The sequence below is a fragment of the Mucilaginibacter sp. P19 genome, from assembly GCF_050632265.1.
GTDB lineage: Bacteria > Bacteroidota > Bacteroidia > Sphingobacteriales > Sphingobacteriaceae > Mucilaginibacter > Mucilaginibacter gossypii.
Genome location: NZ_CP192586.1, coordinates 2,384,709 through 2,403,248, shown reverse-complemented (window position 1 = coordinate 2,403,248; position 18,540 = coordinate 2,384,709). Strand labels below are relative to the sequence as shown.

Sequence of the window (18,540 nt, the reverse complement as noted above, 5' to 3'; positions counted from 1 at the left end):
ATTACAGGAGTCTATTCAAACTATATATTAAATTGCCAAGGTTGCTTTTGAATGTGTGGAATGTTTGAATAAACTACTTTTTGACCCGATACTGCGGCCATTTTGTTGCTGTGAGAAAGCATCAATCGAGATGAATTAAAGATCCCATTACACGTCAGATATGATATGCGTGCATTTAGAATATCAGATAGTTAATTACTGGAGCTATGATTTGCATTGGCGGACAGAACGCAAAGCCAAAGACACTCCTTTGCATTTATTACCCCGTTGTTGCAAGCTACGAAATAAGCCCTGTTAGAGGGATCAAACTTTTTTCTGATGGAAGTTTTGAATATATTCTGAGGGCGAATACTCAAATTGCTTTTTAAATTCCTTACTAAAATGCTTTCTGTCATTGAACCCGACCATGTATGCCACTTCAGCAATAGAATAGGTATTTTGCTTAAATAGCGCGGCAGCCTTTTTTAATCTGATTTGTTTAATTAAATCTGCCACAGAATAACTGGTTAAGGCCTGTACCTTCTTGTACAATACTGTACGGCTCATCCCAATTTCGTTAACCAAGTCGTTTACTTCAAAAGTAGGGTCTTCTATCTTGCATTCTATAATGCTCATTAACTTGTTGAGAAACTTTTCTTCGGGAGAGGCTATATTACTGGGCGAAGGCATTAAAACAAACTGTTGTCCAAATTTTTCACGCATCACCTCTTGAGCATGCAATAAGTTCTTGATATTTAATTCAAGGATTTGAAAGCTAAATGGCTTAGAAACATATGCATCTGCCCCTGTTGAAAGACCATCAATTTGATGATCAAGTGAGGCTTTGGCTGTTAGTAAGATAAAAGGTATGTGACTGGTGTTTTCGTTTGACTTAACGCCCTTACAAAAATCCAACCCATTCATTCCTGGCATCATAATATCGCTGATTATTAAATCCGGAATTTCATGTTTCATTGACGACAAAGCATCCTCGGCATTTGAAAACTGCAAGATGGAATATTTCCCATGCAGCAAATCAACGATTAATTGTCTCACTTCATCATTATCTTCGACAATCAAAAGTGTATACTTTTTTGACGACCTGGAAAATAAAGGTGCGGCGTCATCATTAACAATAACTTTATCAGAATTCATAACGGCGGTATCCATTATATAGGCAGCCTTACTCGGATCAAGAATCTGCTGGCTATTCAGATGTTTACTTCCAATTGGAAGTGAGATAATAAAACTGGTGACATTTTCTGGAAAACTTTCACTGCTTATTTCAATTTTACCGCGGTGCAATTCAACAATACTTTTTGACAGCGCTAATCCAATACCACTTCCTATATCCTGCCTTCCCCGATCATCTACCTGAAAAAAGCTTTCGAATAATTTAGGCTGCATATCTTTGGGTATACCTTTTCCATTGTCAGTTATTCCAATTTCAATCCAATTGTCTTCTATGAAACTCTTGCCGACCGTTAGGGTGATTTTTCCCTGCTCCGGTGTAAATTTAAAAGCATTTGAAAGTAAATTATAAATAGCCTTCTCAAGCTGATTTGAATCAAAATATATAAATAATGGTGCTTCTGAAGCGACAAAATAATACTCTATTTGCCGGTCATCCGCTAAGGCCTGAAAAGATTCAAAAATACTCTTGCAGAAAGCTGTGATATCCTGGTTCGTACAATATATGTTCAAGCGCCCCTCTTCTGCTTTGCGAAAATCTAATAATTCAGTAACCAGTTTCATTAACCTGCCCGCATTGCTTTTAATTAAAGTCAAGGGTTTAACAAATTCCTTACTGCTATTTTCCTTTAGTATTTTATCTAAAGGGCCTAAGATCAGGGTTAATGGAGTGCGAATTTCATGAGATATATTGGTGAAGAAATTTAATTTCATTTGGTATAATTCTTCTTGCCGAATATTGTAAACGTGCTCCAGGTATAAATCCCTCTTTAATCTGGCCCTGTTTCTTAAAAAACGGACTACTATGATTGAAACTATACTAATGCAAAAAGCATAAATTAAATACGCCCACCAAGTTGCCCAAAATGGGGGTTTAACTATTATTTTTAAGGACCGGATGCCGTTTCCCCAAACCTTGTCATTATTTGAAGCTTTTACTTTAAATATGTAACTTCCGGGGGAGATTCGCGAAGTTGACTGTTCTTTGTGCCCCAATCTGTTGCCAATCTGTATCATTGGCCAAGCCTTCCAACTTGTAGGCATATTGATTATTTTCGGCATTGATAAAATTTAATGCAGAATAAGTAAAGCTCAAATTCGCCTGATCATAAGGCACAACAATTCTTTTCGCCTCTACAATTGAACTACTAAGCGGCGAGTCTTTTTGTCCAATTTCTACTGCCTTGTTATTAACCAAAACCCTGGTTAGGGCAACCTCAGGCTGTAAAGTGTTTTTTATAATTTCTTCAGGATAAAATACAGACAAACCATTCATACCACCAAATAAAAGCTCCCCGGTATGAAGTTTAATTGCTGCATTGTTTGAAAACTGATTGCTAATTAAGCCATCGTTTGCTGAGTATCCCGATATTTCTAAATTATGTTTTGAAAAAGGAACATCAAACAACTTAAAATCTATTTTGTATAAGCCTAAATCTGTACTAACCCATAAATTGTGCAAATCGTCTTCCACAATGGCATGAATAACATCGTCCCCTAATCCCAAATCCTTACTAATAACGTAAAACCTGCCGGTTGCCCGGTCAAAATAATTTAGACCTCCGCCTTCTGTACCGATCCATAGCCTATGTTTGGAATCGATAAAAAGAGCAGTAACATTACTATTGTCAATTTGAAATTTATTGTGTCTTCTTCGCTGGTAAATCTTTGTAATGGCGTTGGCTTTGGTGTCAAAACAATTCAATCCATTTTGTGTCCCCACCCACAAATTGCCATCAAAATCTTTAACTAAAGCCGAAACAAAATTATCGCTCAGGTTCAGACCTCCCATATTGTTTAACGCCTGTTTTCGTAAATAAACCGGAGATCGTCCATTTGGCAATACATACCTTAATCCACCGCCATTTGTTCCAATCCAAGCACCTTCTCCATCTGGCAAAATTGCACTGATAAGTTTTTCGCTCAATTTCCCATCGCTTACAGGGAATTCGAAATACCTGAACTTCTTCCTTTCCTTATTAAACAAGCTTAACCCATCTAACGATCCAATCCACAAATTTCCTTTACCGTCATCGGCCAATGATTTTATTCCGTTACTCGCCATTAATTGATTATCTGGCTTTATCGAGAAATATTCACATTTATGGTTATTGAAATCAAGATGGTTTAAACCGCCCCCAAATGTACCCACCCACCAAGACCCATCTTTGTCCTCAGTTACAGCATTCACCAAAACATGGTTCAACCCTATTTCATTACCAATACGTTCCACGATATTTTTGAAGTTCGCATTCCCTTTATAATAGAAGTTGATCCCCCTCCGAAAGTACCAACCCAAACACAACCTGCCCTATCTTTCATAAAGCTCCAAATTGCGTTATCATTTAAACTGTTTGGATTTAAGGGGTCGTGCTTATAATTGGTAAACTTCTGTGTGGCTGTATTTAAAATACAAATTCCAGTACGGGTAGCAAACCACAACGACTGTGCATCAAATAATAAAATATCCCGTACCCAATTGGAAGATATTGAATTAGGATTGCCCGTTATTGACAGGTACCTTAATAAGGTATTTTGCTTTTTTGATATGTGAAGGCCCCGGCCGTTTCCGTACCAAACCATAAATTACCTTCTTGATCTTGCCTGGTGACTAAGACTTTTAGATCTTTTACTTCTTTAAATGCTTCGGGGATTGTAAGCATTTGATAGGTTTTAGGATCAAACCTACGTAAACCAAGTTTGGTACCAGCCCACAATGAATTATCCCGGTCTGTAAACAAAGAAAATATTGCTTTTTTACCCAAAACTTCGTTAGATTCGGTAGTGAAAACCTCCTCCAATTTCCGCGTTTTTCGATTAAGCTTTCTAATTCCGGCAAAAGTACCCACCCATATATTGCCGAGGTTATCTTCCGCTAACGAGGAAATATAATTTCGTCCTCCTTTAATTTCTAAAATATCAATTGGCGTAAAGGTTTCAGTATATTTATTATATAAGCAAATTCCATTCGCAGTACCTATCCATAGGTTTTTTTCATGATCCTGGAAAATAATATTCACCCTGTTATTACAAAGGCTACTGGGATTTTTCTCGTCATAGACAAAAGTCTTAAACTCGTATCCGTCGTATCGTGTTAAACCTTTTAAATTCCCAAACCAAATAAATCCCTTATCATCTTGCAAAAAATTTGAAATAGGGCTTTGCACCAATCCTTCCTTATAAAAGATGTGCTTGAAATTGAGTGTTTGAGCACCAACCAGATTAGCAGTAAAAAATAAAATTATGAAGTAGTAATACTTACTTAAATTCATAAAGGGCTTTATAATTGGTTATTTGAACTATTCGAAGGGAACGGTGCCGCAAGATATAAACATTCGATTAATTTAAAGTTATTTTACAATGCTGGATTTTAAACAATAAAGCGCTATCACTATCGCAAGCGCCTGAATTTATGGTGGATATAATTATTTCGGCAGCTAAATATTCCAAGTCATTTCCGTTAAAATTAGAGCTAAACACGAGCAACTACTTCCGTTATTATTAAAAGGGATATTTTAACCCCACACTTGGGATGTTTATACCCCTATCAATTGCATGTAACTTATCATGTTTGCCAAGCTGATCTTTAAAATCAACCTCCAAACCTAATTTTAACACCCTGCATGAGTTTTCATCAGCATTAAATGCTGATGAAGCGATACATTCTAAATATTTATGTACAGAAAGTCCCTATTTAAAAACATTTGGAGAACAACTTCGCCGTTTTGCAGCGGTCAGAATCGCTACTCTTTTATAAAAGCGTTAAAATACGCTTCATTTTTGATTGCAGCAGTTTCAACCTTTTCTGTATCATATAGGCAAATCAATGTACAAACACCGAAAAAATTCAAGAATCGGCTAAAAGATCCGCCTTGGTTTATAAAAACAAAAACATCCCCATTAATCAGCGGATTGAGGATTTACTGCGAAGAATGACAATCGAAGAAAAAATTCTTCAGATGACGCAGTGGACCTATGGTAAAAATGCCAATGCAAATAATATCGAAGCAAGTAAAAAAGCGGTTCGTCCCGAAATCGGTTCTTTGATTTATCGTAGTGTTAATCCGGTTTATCGTAATGAGATTATGCGAAAGGCCATGGAGCAATCCCGTTTAGGGATCCCTATTTTGATGGGTTTTGATGTTATTCACGGCTTCAGAACGATATATCCAATCCCTTTGGCCCAGGCATGCTCTTGGAACCCCAACCTGGTGGCAAAAGCTGCCGCCGTAGCAGCCAAGGAATCAAAGCTTTCGGGAGTTGACTGGACATTTTCACCAATGATTGATGTAGCGCGCGATCCGAGATGGGGAAGAGTCGCGGAAGGATATGGTGAAGACCCTTATACCAATGCCGTTTTTGGCGTTGCCTCGGTAAAAGGATACCAGGGTAAAAATCTTTCCGATACCTTTTCTATTGCGGCGTGCCTGAAGCACTATATTGGCTATAGCCTATCCGAAGGAGGACGCGATTACCATTATGCCGATGTGTCGGCGCAAACTTTGTGGGATACGTTTATGCCACCTTACGAAGCTGGTGTAAAAGCAGGCGCTGCTACCCTCATGAGTGCATTCAATGATATCAGCGGCGTGCCTGCTTCGGCAAATCATTTTACTCTTACTGATATTTTGAAGCAGCGTTGGAAACATGATGGCTTTGTAGTTTCAGACTGGGGCTCAATTGAAAATTTAATTCCACAAGGTTTTGCAAAAGACAGGAAAGATGCTGCTTTAAAATCATTCACAGCAGGTGTTGAAATGGATATGGTTGACAATATATACGCTGACAACTTGCCACTGCTTTTAAAGGAGCATAGGATTTCGATGAAGCAGGTTGACGACGCGGTCCGTAGGATTTTAAGATTAAAGTTTAAACTAGGCCTATTTGACAAACCTTATGTAGAAGAGCTTCCAGAAAAAGACAGGTACTATCAACCTGAAAGTATGGCCATTGCAAGAAAACTTGCAGAAGAATCGATGGTGTTACTTAAAAATGATGGTCAAACACTTCCTATTGCTCATAATATTAAACAAATTGCTCTCATAGGTCCGATGGTAAAAGACAGTATTAATATCATGGGATCCTGGGAAGGGCAAGGCATGCCTTCGTCTGTAGAAACAATATTTGACGGATTTAAGAAAGAATTTCAAGGAAAAACCACACTGAATTTTGCTAAAGGCTGTGACTTTGACGGGGATGATGAAAGTGGATTTAATGAAGCTTCTATCGCAGCAAAAAAATCGGATATCATCGTATTATGTTTAGGCGAAATGGAAAAATGGAGCGGCGAAAATGCGACCCGCTCTACCCTTGCTCTGCCTGTTATCCAGCAACACCTCTTCAGTATATTAAAGCAATCAGGAAAACCTATTATTTTGATAATCTCCAATGGCCGCCCCATCGAGTTGGGGTCGTTGAATCGTTTATCTGGTGCTATTTTAGAAATCTGGCAACCTGGAATTGCTGGCGGAAGTGCAGTAGCAGGAATTATCTCAGGACGGTTAAATCCTTCCGGTAAATTAGCCATCACATTCCCTTTAACAACCGGGCAAATACCTACCTACTATAATATGAGGCAGTCTGCCCGTCCAAAATTAGGTGGTTACCAGGATATATCTTCAGAGCCAAACTATTGGTTTGGGCACGGATTAAGTTATACAACTTTTTCTTACAGTAAGATCACCCTTTCGGATAGTATCATAAGTAAAAACAAAAATCTAATCGCAAGAGTAGAGATCACCAATACAGGGTTGCGCGATGGTAAGGAAACAGCTATGTGGTTTATTTCGGATCCCGTGGCTTCTGTAACCCGACCTGTTAAAGAACTTAAATTTTTTGAAAAAAAGAACCTAAAAGCAGGAGAAAAACAGACTTTCCAATTTGAAATTGATCCAATAAGGGACTTAAGTTTCCCAGACGCCAATGGTGTTCGACATTTGGAAAGCGGTGAATTTTATATAATGCTAAATGAACAAAAAGTAAAGTTTGAATTGGTTGATTAGCCATGTTTTATCAAATAAATGTTAAACCTATGATGCCGAGCCAATTAAAAACAGACTTCAGTTGCAATTAAATAAAAGCCATAGCAATTTCAAAAACAAACATTATCACCACATTATAACATCCATTGACCAAATCACCTAATGAAATCGAAACTATTTTATTTGACATTGTTGACTGCATTTCTTTCAAATGCCAAGGCGCAAATCCCAGGAGCTAAAGTTGGTTCATTTGACCAATTCATAGATATTGGAACAACCCAAATTAAAGGATTCGCGAGTTACCAAGAGCCCCTACAGGCCTATCGTTTAATAGGTTCAGGTATGAATATCTGGTTCGGACATGACAGTTTTTCTTTTCTGAGTAAAAAAATCACCGGAGATTTCGTTATACAGGCGCAATTGAGTTTTGTAGGTGATGGGCATGAGCCACACGGAAAAGCGGGCTTAATGATTAGAACTTCTACCGCAGCAAACTCGCCGGTAGTAGCCTGAACCATTCATGGTGACGGCTTAACATCGCTTCAATACCGCACAACTACAGACACCATGATGAAAGAAATCAAACTAACCATCAAGTATCCCGATGTATTACAATTAGAAAAAAAGGGAATAATTACACGATGTCTGTGTCACATTTTGGAGAAAAGTACCTGGTACAAAAACTGGAAAACATTGACCTGGGCAACAACGTGGTTGCGGGCCTTTTTATTTGCGCACATACCAATAAGTTTACCGAGGAGGCAGATTTTTTCAATACACGAATATATAACACCGCCCCCAAGGAACTGGTTCAATACAAAGAATACCTTGGCAGTGCTTTGGAAATTATGGATATCAATACCGGGCTACGACAGGTTGTTTTAAGTGACAGTGGTTCTTTGCAAGCACCTAACTGGACTCCAGATGGCAAATCACTGATATTCAATAAAGCTGGTAACCTATACAATTTCAGCCTTGACAACAGTTGTGCAAATTTATTAAACACCGGCTTTGCTAATAAAAACAATAACGACCATGTTCTTAGTTTTGATGGACTGCAAATTGGCATTAGTCACCATGCATTAGAAGAAAAAGGACGGTCAATAGTATACACGCTACCCATCACCGGTGGTTTTCCAAAGCAAATAACGACCAAAAGTCCATCATATTTACATGGTTGGTCGCCTGATAACCAATTCTTGTTATATACAGGCGAACGAAACGGGGAGTTTGATATTTTTAAAATATCAAAAAATGGCGGAAAAGAAATCCGACTGACCAATAGCCCCGGTCTAGATGACGGAGCAGAATATTCACGCGACGGAAAATACATTTATTTCTGCTCTACACGCACAGGAAAAATGCAAGTTTGGCGCATGGATGTTAATGGAAAAAACCAAACGCAATTAACATTCGATGATTTCAACAATTGGTTCCCCCATGTGTCGCCCGATAATAAATGGCTGGTATTTATATCGTTCCAAAACCAGGTACCTGCTGACAAACATCCATTTTATGAACACGTATACCTAAGGTTAATGCCGGTTGAAGGCGGCCCAGCAAGAGTAATATCCTATTTATATGGCGGACAAGGAACAATAAACGTTGCAAGCTGGTCGCCAGACAGCAAAAAAATAGCATTTGTTAGCAATGGAAATTTTTAAAACACATAGAAAAAATTTAAAGCATGAACACTAATCAAATTAAGTCAACAATTATGGGTACCCATAAAAAAGCATTGAAAATAATCATTTTGGCTATTTTTTTATCACCAATATCAGCCATTGCACAAAGAAAAAATTTCTATCCATTAATTCCTTCGCTTAACGCCTACTCCTTCAGCGATTTATTAACAGCAAAAGATAATCGTGATAAACAACCGGTTTACAGCATATTCAACCTATTGGATTGGTGCGCCTCACAAAATATAAAAGGCCTTGACCCAACTGCTTATTTCTTCCCTTCCTATCCTAATGTTCCTTCAGACGAATATCTTAAAAGATTTAAGGAAAAAGCTACACAACTGGGTATAAAAATTACAGGCACCGGTATAAGAAATAACTTTGCCTCACCTGACCCTAAAGTACGAGCAGAGGGATTACAGCTTGCTAAAGATTGGATTGTTGCCGCCTCTAAAATGGGCGCTCCTGTGGTTAGAGTGTTTTCAGGAGACATTCCCAAAGGATATGAAAACAAATGGGGAGAAGTTGCCGGATGGATGATAGATTGCTATAAACAATGCGCTACCTATGCCCAACGTTATGGTGTAAAAATTGGCATCCAAAATCACGGAGATATGTTGCAAACAGCCGATCAATGTCTTTACGTGTTAAAAGCTGTTGATTCTAAATGGGTAGGATTAATTGTGGATACAGGCAATTTTAAAACAGAAGATCCCTATGAAGATATTTCAAAGGTCGTGCCATTCGCTATTAACTGGCAGATAAAAGAAAGCCCGTTCGGTATAGGAGGCACAGTACCTACTGATTACTTAAAACTTATCAAAATCATCAAAGCTGGCGGCTACACCGGTTATCTTCCTGTCGAAACCTTATTAGTCCGGGGCAGACCCTACGACCCATTTGAATCTGTCCCAGAAATGCTAAACAAACTGCAAGCTGCAATTAAACAAGTTTACAATTAAATACGCTGGAACTTTGACCGAATACTTTAAATGAAAAAAATCAACAACCTAAGTCAGTTGCTGCTGGCATTACTGTTTATTGCCACTGGAAGCAAGACTATATATGCCCAGCAAACCGTAAATTATAGCGATGCATTTGCACAAAATGCAAAAATGGGCCGAGGCGTAAATATAATCGGATATGACCCCTTATGGAAAGATGCCACTAAAGCCCGAATGAAAGACAAACATTTCAAACAGATAAAAAATGCTGGATTTGATAATGTCAGGATAGTCATTAGCCCATTTAAATTTTCTCTGCACGATTCAACTTTTACCATTAACCCCGATTTCTTTAAAAAGTTGGATTGGGCTGTAAAAGAGTCTTTAAGAAACAATCTAATGACTATAGTTGATTTTCATGAGCACAATGCAATGGGAAAAGATCCATTGGGTACCAAATCAATGTTTTTATCCATGTGGAAACAAATTGCAGACCACTACAAAGATTATCCTCATGATGTCCTGTTTGAAATTGCTAACGAGCCGAACATGAAGCCCGAACTGTGGAATAAAATTTATAGTGAAGCCTACGATATTATACGTAAGTCTAATCCCTACAGAACGTTGCTTGTCGGAACGGTTTATGGTAACCAGATCAAATATCTAAATAATTTGACTTTACCTGAAAGAGATAGCAATATCATTGTTGCTATCCACTATTATAGTCCTATTCAATTCACTCATCAGGGTGCTCCATGGTCCTTAAAAAACAAAGACTTAAGCGGCATCACATGGACTGGAACCAACGAACAAAAACAAGCGGTGACGGATGATTTTGACATGGCAAATCAGTGGGCTAAAAAAATAACCGTCCAATAACGCTGGGCGAGTTTGGAGCTTATGAAAAAGCCGATATGGCTTCACGCGCGAAATGGACCAATTATGTAGCGAGACAAGCAGAAATCAGAAACTGGAGCTGGAGTTACTGGCAATTTGATTCCGACTTTATTCTTTATGATCTGGATAATGATGAATGGGTACAACCAATTAAAAATGCCCTGATACCTGCGAAATGATTGATCATAGCAATAAAATTGTCAAAGTTGGAATTGTAGGTTCCGGATTTGCGGCAGACTTTCATTACAACGTTATAAAACGAGTTTACTGCGCAAATTTGCAAATAGCAGGTGCGTTTTCCACAAACAGTTTAAGGCTGAAGGCATTTACAACGGCACGAGGGATTAAAAGCCTTCCTACACTGGACTCACTAATTGAAATCTGTGATGTATTACATATCTGCACGCCTCCTTCAACTCATGAAGAGTTGGTCATAAATGTTTTAAAGAAAGGCAAGCATGCAATTGTAGAGAAACCGTTTACCGGATATTTTGGAGACGGCTCTGACAACTTTAATGGAGATCTTTTTAGCCGTAATGATGGATTAACATTGGCCTTAAACAGCATTGAAAATATGCTATCGGCAGAGCAGGCGAGCAAGGGTAAAATTATGTACGCCGAAAATTGGATATATGCGCCTGCTATACAAAAGGAAAAAGAGCTCATCGAAAAAACAGGTGCACAAATACCGTGGATACAAGCACAACAATCCCACTCAGGATCACATTCTTTAGCTTACGGGAAGTGGAAATTATCGGGGGAGGCTCTTTAATAGGCAAGGGAAGCCATCCGTTGGCCGCATCGATTTATTTAAAAAAGATAGAAGGTATAAAAAGAAACGGAAGACCAATTCGCCCTAAAGAAGTTTCAGCCAGGACGCATGCCATTACCCGAATGCCCAGTTTTAAAAATGAAGGGTATTTGAAAGACATGTATGAAGATGTAGAAGATTACGCAATCGTTCACCTGGTATTTGACGACGGAACTATTGCCGATATAACTGCCTGTGAGTTGTTACACGGTGGTGTGAAAAACTATGTTGAAGTACATGCAAATAACCATCGTACGATATGCAATATTGCGCCTAATAATGCCATGCAAACCTATAACCCTTCAGATTCAAACTTCGCCGATATTTATGTGGTCGAAAAAACCAGAACAAAACAAGGCTGGTCTTTCATTTCGCCGGACGAAGCCTGGTTCAACGGATATCAACAGGAAATGGAAGCATTTTATCAAACTGTGATATCCGGAGAACCCATAGAAAGCGATAGCCAATTGGCCGCCGACGTAATTACGACTATTTATACTGCTTATTTATCCGCTGAGTTGCAAGGAAAATCGGTGCCTATTTCATTAACAAGGCGGTAGAACATGATTTAAAATAACACTACCTGACAGCATACATGCAGTGATCGCTAAATTGAAATGAAAAAAGAAGAATATCACACCGAGAAGTCAGTAAAACAATACCGATGGACCATCCTTTGCCTGGTGTTTTTTGCAACAACTATTAATTATCTTGACCGGCAGGTAATCAGCCTGCTAAAAGACGACTACTTAGAACCACTTTTCGGATGGAATGAATCAGACTATGCCAATATAGTAATTGCATTTCAAATCACCTATGCCCTGGGGATGTTGGGCTCTGGTTTTATTATTGATAAAATAGGTACAAAGCGAGGCTATGCATTAGCTCTTTTTATTTGGAGCATTGCTTCAATCGCACACGCTTTTGTCAAATCCACTTTCGGATTTTTAATAACCCGATCCGCGCTTGGGTTTAGTGAGGCGGGAAATTTCCCTGCTGCTATAAAAACGGTAGCAGAATGGTTCCCCAAGAAAGAAAGGGCATTAGCCACAGGTATTTTTAATTCCGGTACGAATGTAGGTGCAATATTTGCCCCTCTTTGTGTGCCATTTATTGCCATTAAATTTGGATGGGAATGGACGTTTATCCTAACGGGCGCCATTGGAATTATTTGGTTAATTTTTTGGTTCGTTTTTTACCAAACCCCTCAACAACACAAAAAAATATCCAAAGATGAATTCCAATATATTACTAACGATGAAAATATTAACATCGCCGAAACACAAAAAACCAAATGGATAAGCTTATTATTTTATAAACAAACCTGGGCATTCGCGGCGTTAAAGTTTTTTACCGACCCTGTCTGGTGGTTTATATTGTTCTGGCTTCCTTCTTTCCTAAACAGGCAATATGGAATGACCAAACTGAACCTGGCATTGCCAATTGCAGTGGTATATACCATGGCCATGTTTGGAAGCATCATAGGAGGCTGGTTGTCAGGCCACCTCATCAAGCTCGGCTGGCCGGTATACAAAGCACGTAGACTAGCTTTACTCATATTTGCACTTTGTGCCTTACCTATGTTGGCGGCGCAATGGCTAGGCACTTTCAATTATTGGAACGCTGTGGCAATTATTGGCCTGACGGCTTCAGCTCATCAGGCTTGGTCGGCCAATATTTTTACAACTGTATCTGATATGTTTCCCAAAAAAGCAATTGCATCAGTTGTGGGCATCGGCGGTACGGTTGGTGCCGTTGGAGGGGTACTAATTTCTAAACTTGCTGGATTTTTACTTACCTACTACAGTAACCTCGGGAAAATAGAAGTAGGCTACTACATCATGTTTATCATATGTTCAATGGCCTATATTATTGCTTGGATAATTTTTAGTTTGTTGGCTCCTAAGATGCCTAAAGCAGAGATATAGCTTAATTTAAAAGCAAACCTCGTAAACCAATAATAAATGAAAAAAATAAAGTTAACCCTATTTCTAATCGGTGGTTTTTTTATGATTTATGTTAATGCAGCCGCACAAGACAATCAAATCACAAAACAGGAAAAAAAGACGGCTGGAAATTGCTATTTGACGGGAAATCAACTAAGGGCTGGAAAGGAGCATTTCTTGATCAGTTTCCCAATAAGGGCTGGGTTATTGAAAATGGATTATTAGAAGTAGAAGCTACAAATGGCGCAGAATCCGCAAATGGTGGTGATATTGTAACGATTAAGGAGTATGATAATTTTGAATTGAAAATTGATTTTAAATTAACTAAGGGTGCCAACAGTGGGGTAAAATATTTTGTTGAGCCGCAACAGCCAATTCCCGGTACATCGAGATCTGCTATTGGCCTGGAGTATCAGTTATTGGATGATGCCACCCACCCGGACGCTAAACTAGGCAAAAACGGAAACAGAACTATTGCCTCATTATATGATTTAATTCCTGCAATTGATAACAAACCAGTCAAACCGATTGGCGAATGGAACACCTTAGAAATAATATCTAACGGAACTAATGTGCAGCATTGGTTAAACGGGGTGCTAGTGTTAAGTTACGATCGAACTAGCGATATGTTTAGATCTCTGATTGAAGAAAGCAAGTATAAAGATATACCTGATTTTGGGATCAATAAAAAAGGCCGCATACTTCTTCAGGATCATGGCTTCAAAACTTATTTTAAAAACATAAAAATAAAGGAGAAAAAGTACAACGAAACACCCATACAGGGAAAAACATTAAAAGAAACACCAGGAATAGTATCTTATACCTACCGTAATAGCTTCCAGAGAAATTTCGAAGCAACACTTGATACGATAAAAGCTTTAGGATTCACTAATATTGAGTTCTCCAACCTCTTCGGAAAAAGTCCTGCCGCTATTAAAAAAATGTTAGACGAAAGAGGTATGAGGTGTACATCGTTTGGCGTTAACTATGAAGATTTGACTAACAAAACAAGTGAGGTTGGACAAAATGCGGTAATATTAGGAGCTTCATTTGTACGGATGGCGTGGATTCCGCATGAAAAAACAAACCTGACAATAGATGTTGCCCAAAAAGCGGTACGTGATTTCAATATTGCAGGTAAAATACTGAAAGAAAAATTTGGATTAACTTTTTGCTATCACAACCATGGTTTTGATATGCAATGCTATGGAGCAAACACATATTTCGACTATTTTATGGCAAACACAAGACCAGAATTTGTCAGCTTTGAGTTAGATATATTATGGGCATTCCATGCCGGAAAAAACCCCATTGACTTATTAAAAAAATACGGAGAGAGGTTTAAGCTAATGCATGTTAAAGATTTAAGGAAAGGTGTTATAGGAAATCTTACAGGTACGACACCGGTAGCAAATGATGTCGCACTCGGCTCCGGTCAAATAAACATCGCAGAAATAATAAAGGCAGCACAAAAATCAGGAATAAAATATTTTTATATAGAAGATGAAAGTAATGTAGTAAAACAGCAGGTCCCTGTGAGTTTAGCGGTACTAAAGTCGTTGTAAAAATTAGACGCATAATTAAAATCGTGACCATCTAATAGACGGGTTTAAAATAAACTTTGTCAAAGCGTAAATAATTAACTTTAACCGTAATAGCATCTGACAATATATAAAATTATGTTGAACCGTTTTTAAACAGCCTCTAAGAAGAAAATCTGTTCTTAATTGAAAAGAAACCCAAAATCTAATAATACCAAAGCTTAACGTCAATATAAGTTTTTTTACAACATAATTTATTTATATTTAATGACTTAAACTCGCAATTATGAAAAAAACCAGGTCTCTTTTAACTTTACTTTTGTTGGCCGGAACAGCTGCAGGCCAAACTTCGGCGGTATCGGTATTGCAAAATGAACTGGTCAAATCGTTGCAATCAGAGGGAATTCTGTTAAAGGACCAGCAAAAGAGCTGTACCGGTGATTGCAGACCTGCGTGTCCCTGGAAAAATGACCGTCAGCGTACCAAGGCGATCCAACAGGATTCACAATTAATGAACTATCTGGTCGGGCACTTTAACCCGCCGACATTCTGTCGACGGGCAAAATGTCCTGCCAAATTTCAGTTACTCGAACTAAAGCCTTACCCGTATAGGCAGATACCTGATCAGAAATGGAGACCTAAGCGTCATCAATACCCAAAACCCACAATTGGGAATTTGGAATATCAATCAGATCAGTATCCCATCACCCGTGGAAGGGGCAAGTACGTATCTGCTTAACTACAGTATGAACAACCTATTCACCAACAAGGGGACTGCCAGTATAAGCTCGAGCTTTCAGAGTTACATCAGCGGCAAACTGCAAGACGAAACCAATGTTTCCAGAGATCAGAAAATGTCATTGACTGTCGCCGCCGGCGTTTTTGAAAACCAATTAGCGACAATCTATCAGAACGCCCGCGACGGAAGCATCAATGGCGCACAGTTCGGATCATTGTATGATCTATGGCTCACATACGCAAACGGTAAAGCGCAGGCCGGTGACCAGATCATATCCAATTTTACAGGCATTTGCTTCTATTCAACACAGGGCCTGGATAATTCATCAGGCAATACCTTTACCGCGTCCGTCAACGGAAGCGGTACTTTCCCATTCCTGAGCTACGGTTTGATCGACAATACGAACTGGACAAAAACAGACGAGCTTAGCACATCTAGCCGAAACTATCACGTTTACTTTTTCAAGCAGCCCAACTTCATTAATATTCTGACAAAAGACGAGATATTAAAGGCATGGAGCCAGGTAACAACCCTTCCCGATCCTGTAACTATTAGTTCATCGACCATTCTTCCTAACAAAAAGCTTATCGTACAGATCAAGTTTGGCCCTGTTGCGAAAGGATCATTTTCGAATATCAAATTAGATACGGCTTACAGTTTCCTGCATTTGAAAAGTACAAGGTTCATCAAAAACATCGTGCTGGATAACGATCCCAAGGATGTGGTCAATAATGGTGACGGTTTTTATACATTTAATATAGAGGTTACAAGAAATGAGGACTTCATTGCAAGCAACAGCAGTTCCGTATCCAAAACGATCTCCAATACCTTTCCCATCAGGTTATACTTTGACAACCCGTTAAATAATAAGTACTTGGAAAACGTTTATACAAATATTCAGCTACAAACGTGATGTGACTATTGGCGATATGCAAAATTTTGAAATTGAGCGCAAACGACTGATTACCGAAATTTCCGATCAGAATAATACTTTAACTAAACTTAGAACAATGCTTTTATCTGAAGATATTGACTTACAAGATTATAAAATCATGAAGTCTCAGAGTGAAGAAAAAATTGTAAGACTCGAGGCAGAATTAAAAGAAGTTAAGGCAAAAAGTTTAGCACAAAATGATTTAAGTCCTATCGTTGACGAAGCATTGATTAGACTAAAATGCCTCGTAAATTTGTACAAGGGAGGCAGCGTGGAAGAAAAAAGGTTTATCATCGGTTCGATCTATCCCGAAAAAATGATAATTCTTGAAAATTCAGGTCGAACCGGAGAGGTGAACTTCGCGGCACAACTTATGTTCCAGATAAACAGCGGGTTACATAAGAAAAAACCGGAGTTAGAACTAAAATTAGAACTAACTCCGGCTCGGTACCCAGCGCCGGAGTCGAACCGGCACGGTTTCCCACAGGTGTTTGAGACCAGCGCGTCTACCAATTCCGCCAGCTGGGCATGTTGTAAGTGTCTTTCCTTACAAGCGGGCTGCAAATGTAGATAAACTCTCCTTGATTCGCAACAGATATTTTTGTTTATAGTAAATATTTGCAATTTCTATCCGGCGGCTTTCCTTCGCAGTATCGTCCAACTGTTCATAATCTTTGGTCAGCTTCTCCAGCTCTTCATTCATATCCCCTTCAATAGCAAGTGTTTCTGCGGTTATGGCAGCCAGGTGCGTTGCATCATCAACTTCCATAAGCCGCTCATTGATATCCATCATTTCCATTAAAAAATCTGCAGGCAATTGTGGTTTTGCCCCTTCAGATACCAGGTCGTGCAGTTTTAAAATGTATTCTAAACGTTTTGCCGGGTCGCCAAGCGCGTGGTAAGCCTTGTTATTTAGGGTAGATAACTCCAGGATCTCCTGCTGCCTGGTTTCATCCTCATTGGCATAAAAATCGGGATGGTAAAGCTTGCTCAGCTCGTAAAACTTTTTCTTAAGTAGCGCCTGGTCAACCTTAAAAGATTCAGGGATACCGTAAAATTCAAAATAGTTCATAGGGCAAAGATAACTATTAACAAGTTATCCATGCCGATATCAACTTCATGTTAAAATAAGTTATCTGCTATGCATTGGTCGGTTTCGGCTTTTTCTACCAATTCTGTTTTGGAGTGCGTATCAACAAACAGCTTTCTGTCTTTAGTTAAAGTGGGCGCTACGCCCAATGAACCTATCCCGGCAGTGGCCAACATCATAAACAATAAAAGCCCGCAAAGCCTCGTGAACTTTTTAAGTTTTTTCATTTCGATTTCAGAAAATAAATTACAGGCATTACCCTCTTTGGGGTTTGTACCTAAATAATTAAAATGGAAATGATTACCACATCGGATAATCAGTAAGGAAGGATTATCCTATAAGGGACTATCGGCATCGCCTAAATCCGGCTTGAAAGCTTGGTTAAAAAGAGCGCGTTTAACGAGCCTGCCGGGTATAAACAATTTAGAAGTTTTTTTAATGCTGATATCGGCTTCCAGGCTATGCAAAAAGCTTAACGCGGGCAGACTAATATCCCCGGAAATTAAAGTTGAACAATTATTCCGCTTAGCCGTTTTAACAGCAGCTTTATATGATAATGATTTTGAGACCCTGTTTACAAAACCGGCAACCAAAGTTGTATCGGGAAGAGCTGCCTTATTTGTGGTTTGGATAGTAAGCCCCGAAAAAGTAAAAAAGCAAAGCATTACCATAGCTGTTAACAACCATTTGGATAACACGCTTTTTACCGGGCTAAATATCATTATATAAATGTAATGATATTGATCTACAAAAAAGCCCCTGCGCAAATTCGCAGGAGCCAGCCCATTTGTCTGAAAAAATCTTA

Annotated in this window: 19 protein-coding genes and 1 tRNA gene; 12 read left to right on the top strand and 8 right to left on the bottom strand. The window is 38.8% G+C overall.

Annotation, left to right across the window (positions count from 1 at the left end):
• Positions 1 to 303: 303 nt before the first annotated feature.
• Genes ACQ86K_RS11520 through ACQ86K_RS11505 form a run of 4 tightly spaced genes read right to left on the bottom strand, consistent with a single transcriptional unit; the run spans position 304 to position 4,442 of the window.
• Complete coding sequence (locus tag ACQ86K_RS11520) at positions 304 to 2,223, bottom strand: hybrid sensor histidine kinase/response regulator transcription factor (protein WP_431200840.1); 1,920 nt, start codon at positions 2,221 to 2,223, stop codon at positions 304 to 306.
• Positions 2,111 to 3,403 (bottom strand): ligand-binding sensor domain-containing protein, encoded by a 1,293-nt coding sequence (locus tag ACQ86K_RS11515; protein WP_431200393.1) that lies wholly within the window; start codon positions 3,401 to 3,403, stop codon positions 2,111 to 2,113. The genes ACQ86K_RS11520 and ACQ86K_RS11515 overlap by 113 nt, the downstream gene beginning before the upstream one ends.
• Complete coding sequence (locus ACQ86K_RS11510) at positions 3,379 to 3,753, bottom strand: two-component regulator propeller domain-containing protein (protein ID WP_431200392.1); 375 nt, start codon at positions 3,751 to 3,753, stop codon at positions 3,379 to 3,381. Before ACQ86K_RS11510 ends, ACQ86K_RS11515 begins: the two co-directional genes overlap by 25 nt.
• Entirely contained in the window at positions 3,693 to 4,442 is a 750-nt protein-coding gene (locus ACQ86K_RS11505; RefSeq protein WP_431200391.1) for a ligand-binding sensor domain-containing protein, read from the bottom strand. Before ACQ86K_RS11505 ends, ACQ86K_RS11510 begins: the two co-directional genes overlap by 61 nt.
• Positions 4,443 to 5,102: 660 nt before the next feature.
• On the opposite strand from ACQ86K_RS11505, the gene ACQ86K_RS11500 reads away from it, so the two are divergent.
• The 12 genes from ACQ86K_RS11500 to ACQ86K_RS11445 all read left to right on the top strand — a co-directional run bounded on the left by ACQ86K_RS11500 (position 5,103) and on the right by ACQ86K_RS11445 (position 16,624).
• Positions 5,103 to 7,172: a glycoside hydrolase family 3 N-terminal domain-containing protein gene (locus ACQ86K_RS11500; protein WP_091168288.1), complete on the top strand. Its 2,070-nt coding sequence runs from the start codon at positions 5,103 to 5,105 to the stop codon at positions 7,170 to 7,172.
• Between the two features lie 141 nt (positions 7,173 to 7,313).
• Positions 7,314 to 7,664 (top strand): hypothetical protein, encoded by a 351-nt coding sequence (locus tag ACQ86K_RS11495; RefSeq protein WP_218134410.1) that lies wholly within the window; start codon positions 7,314 to 7,316, stop codon positions 7,662 to 7,664.
• A 128-nt stretch (positions 7,665 to 7,792) separates the two neighbouring features.
• On the top strand, positions 7,793 to 8,815 hold the full coding sequence (locus ACQ86K_RS11490; protein ID WP_431200390.1) for a TolB family protein: 1,023 nt from the start codon (positions 7,793 to 7,795) through the stop codon (positions 8,813 to 8,815).
• 23 nt (positions 8,816 to 8,838) lie between these two features.
• Complete coding sequence (locus ACQ86K_RS11485; protein WP_091167685.1) at positions 8,839 to 9,795, top strand: sugar phosphate isomerase/epimerase family protein; 957 nt, start codon at positions 8,839 to 8,841, stop codon at positions 9,793 to 9,795.
• Positions 9,796 to 9,825: 30 nt separating this feature from the next.
• Positions 9,826 to 10,656 (top strand): glycoside hydrolase family 5 protein, encoded by an 831-nt coding sequence (locus ACQ86K_RS11480; RefSeq protein ID WP_431200389.1) that lies wholly within the window; start codon positions 9,826 to 9,828, stop codon positions 10,654 to 10,656.
• A gap of 35 nt (positions 10,657 to 10,691) precedes the next feature.
• Positions 10,692 to 10,853, top strand: a complete 162-nt coding sequence (locus ACQ86K_RS11475) for a hypothetical protein (RefSeq protein ID WP_431200388.1) — start codon at positions 10,692 to 10,694, stop codon at positions 10,851 to 10,853.
• Complete coding sequence (locus tag ACQ86K_RS11470) at positions 10,850 to 11,446, top strand: Gfo/Idh/MocA family protein (protein ID WP_431200387.1); 597 nt, start codon at positions 10,850 to 10,852, stop codon at positions 11,444 to 11,446. Before ACQ86K_RS11475 ends, ACQ86K_RS11470 begins: the two co-directional genes overlap by 4 nt.
• Entirely contained in the window at positions 11,419 to 12,045 is a 627-nt protein-coding gene (locus tag ACQ86K_RS11465; RefSeq protein WP_431200386.1) for a hypothetical protein, read from the top strand. The genes ACQ86K_RS11470 and ACQ86K_RS11465 overlap by 28 nt, the downstream gene beginning before the upstream one ends.
• A gap of 57 nt (positions 12,046 to 12,102) precedes the next feature.
• Positions 12,103 to 13,413 (top strand): MFS transporter, encoded by a 1,311-nt coding sequence (locus ACQ86K_RS11460; protein WP_091167694.1) that lies wholly within the window; start codon positions 12,103 to 12,105, stop codon positions 13,411 to 13,413.
• 149 nt (positions 13,414 to 13,562) lie between these two features.
• Positions 13,563 to 14,996, top strand: coding sequence for a family 16 glycoside hydrolase (locus ACQ86K_RS11455; RefSeq protein ID WP_431200385.1), 1,434 nt, complete (start codon positions 13,563 to 13,565; stop codon positions 14,994 to 14,996).
• Positions 14,997 to 15,258: 262 nt separating this feature from the next.
• Entirely contained in the window at positions 15,259 to 15,711 is a 453-nt protein-coding gene (locus tag ACQ86K_RS11450) for a hypothetical protein (protein ID WP_431200384.1), read from the top strand.
• 7 nt (positions 15,712 to 15,718) lie between these two features.
• Entirely contained in the window at positions 15,719 to 16,624 is a 906-nt protein-coding gene (locus ACQ86K_RS11445) for a hypothetical protein (protein WP_143020751.1), read from the top strand.
• A 469-nt stretch (positions 16,625 to 17,093) separates the two neighbouring features.
• On the opposite strand, the gene ACQ86K_RS11440 is transcribed toward ACQ86K_RS11445, so the two are convergent.
• From ACQ86K_RS11440 to ACQ86K_RS11425, 4 genes are all read right to left on the bottom strand, one after another.
• Positions 17,094 to 17,173 (bottom strand) — tRNA-Leu (locus ACQ86K_RS11440).
• A gap of 19 nt (positions 17,174 to 17,192) precedes the next feature.
• A complete protein-coding gene (gene hscB / locus ACQ86K_RS11435; protein WP_091167701.1) occupies positions 17,193 to 17,717 on the bottom strand; it encodes a Fe-S protein assembly co-chaperone HscB in 525 nt (174 codons plus the stop codon).
• Positions 17,718 to 17,767: 50 nt separating this feature from the next.
• Positions 17,768 to 17,962: a hypothetical protein gene (locus ACQ86K_RS11430; protein WP_091167703.1), complete on the bottom strand. Its 195-nt coding sequence runs from the start codon at positions 17,960 to 17,962 to the stop codon at positions 17,768 to 17,770.
• Positions 17,963 to 18,070: 108 nt separating this feature from the next.
• The gene (locus ACQ86K_RS11425) at positions 18,071 to 18,457 is read right to left on the bottom strand and encodes a hypothetical protein (protein WP_091167705.1); all 387 of its coding nucleotides are present in this window, start codon (positions 18,455 to 18,457) and stop codon (positions 18,071 to 18,073) included.
• Between the last annotated feature and the right edge of the window lie 83 nt (positions 18,458 to 18,540).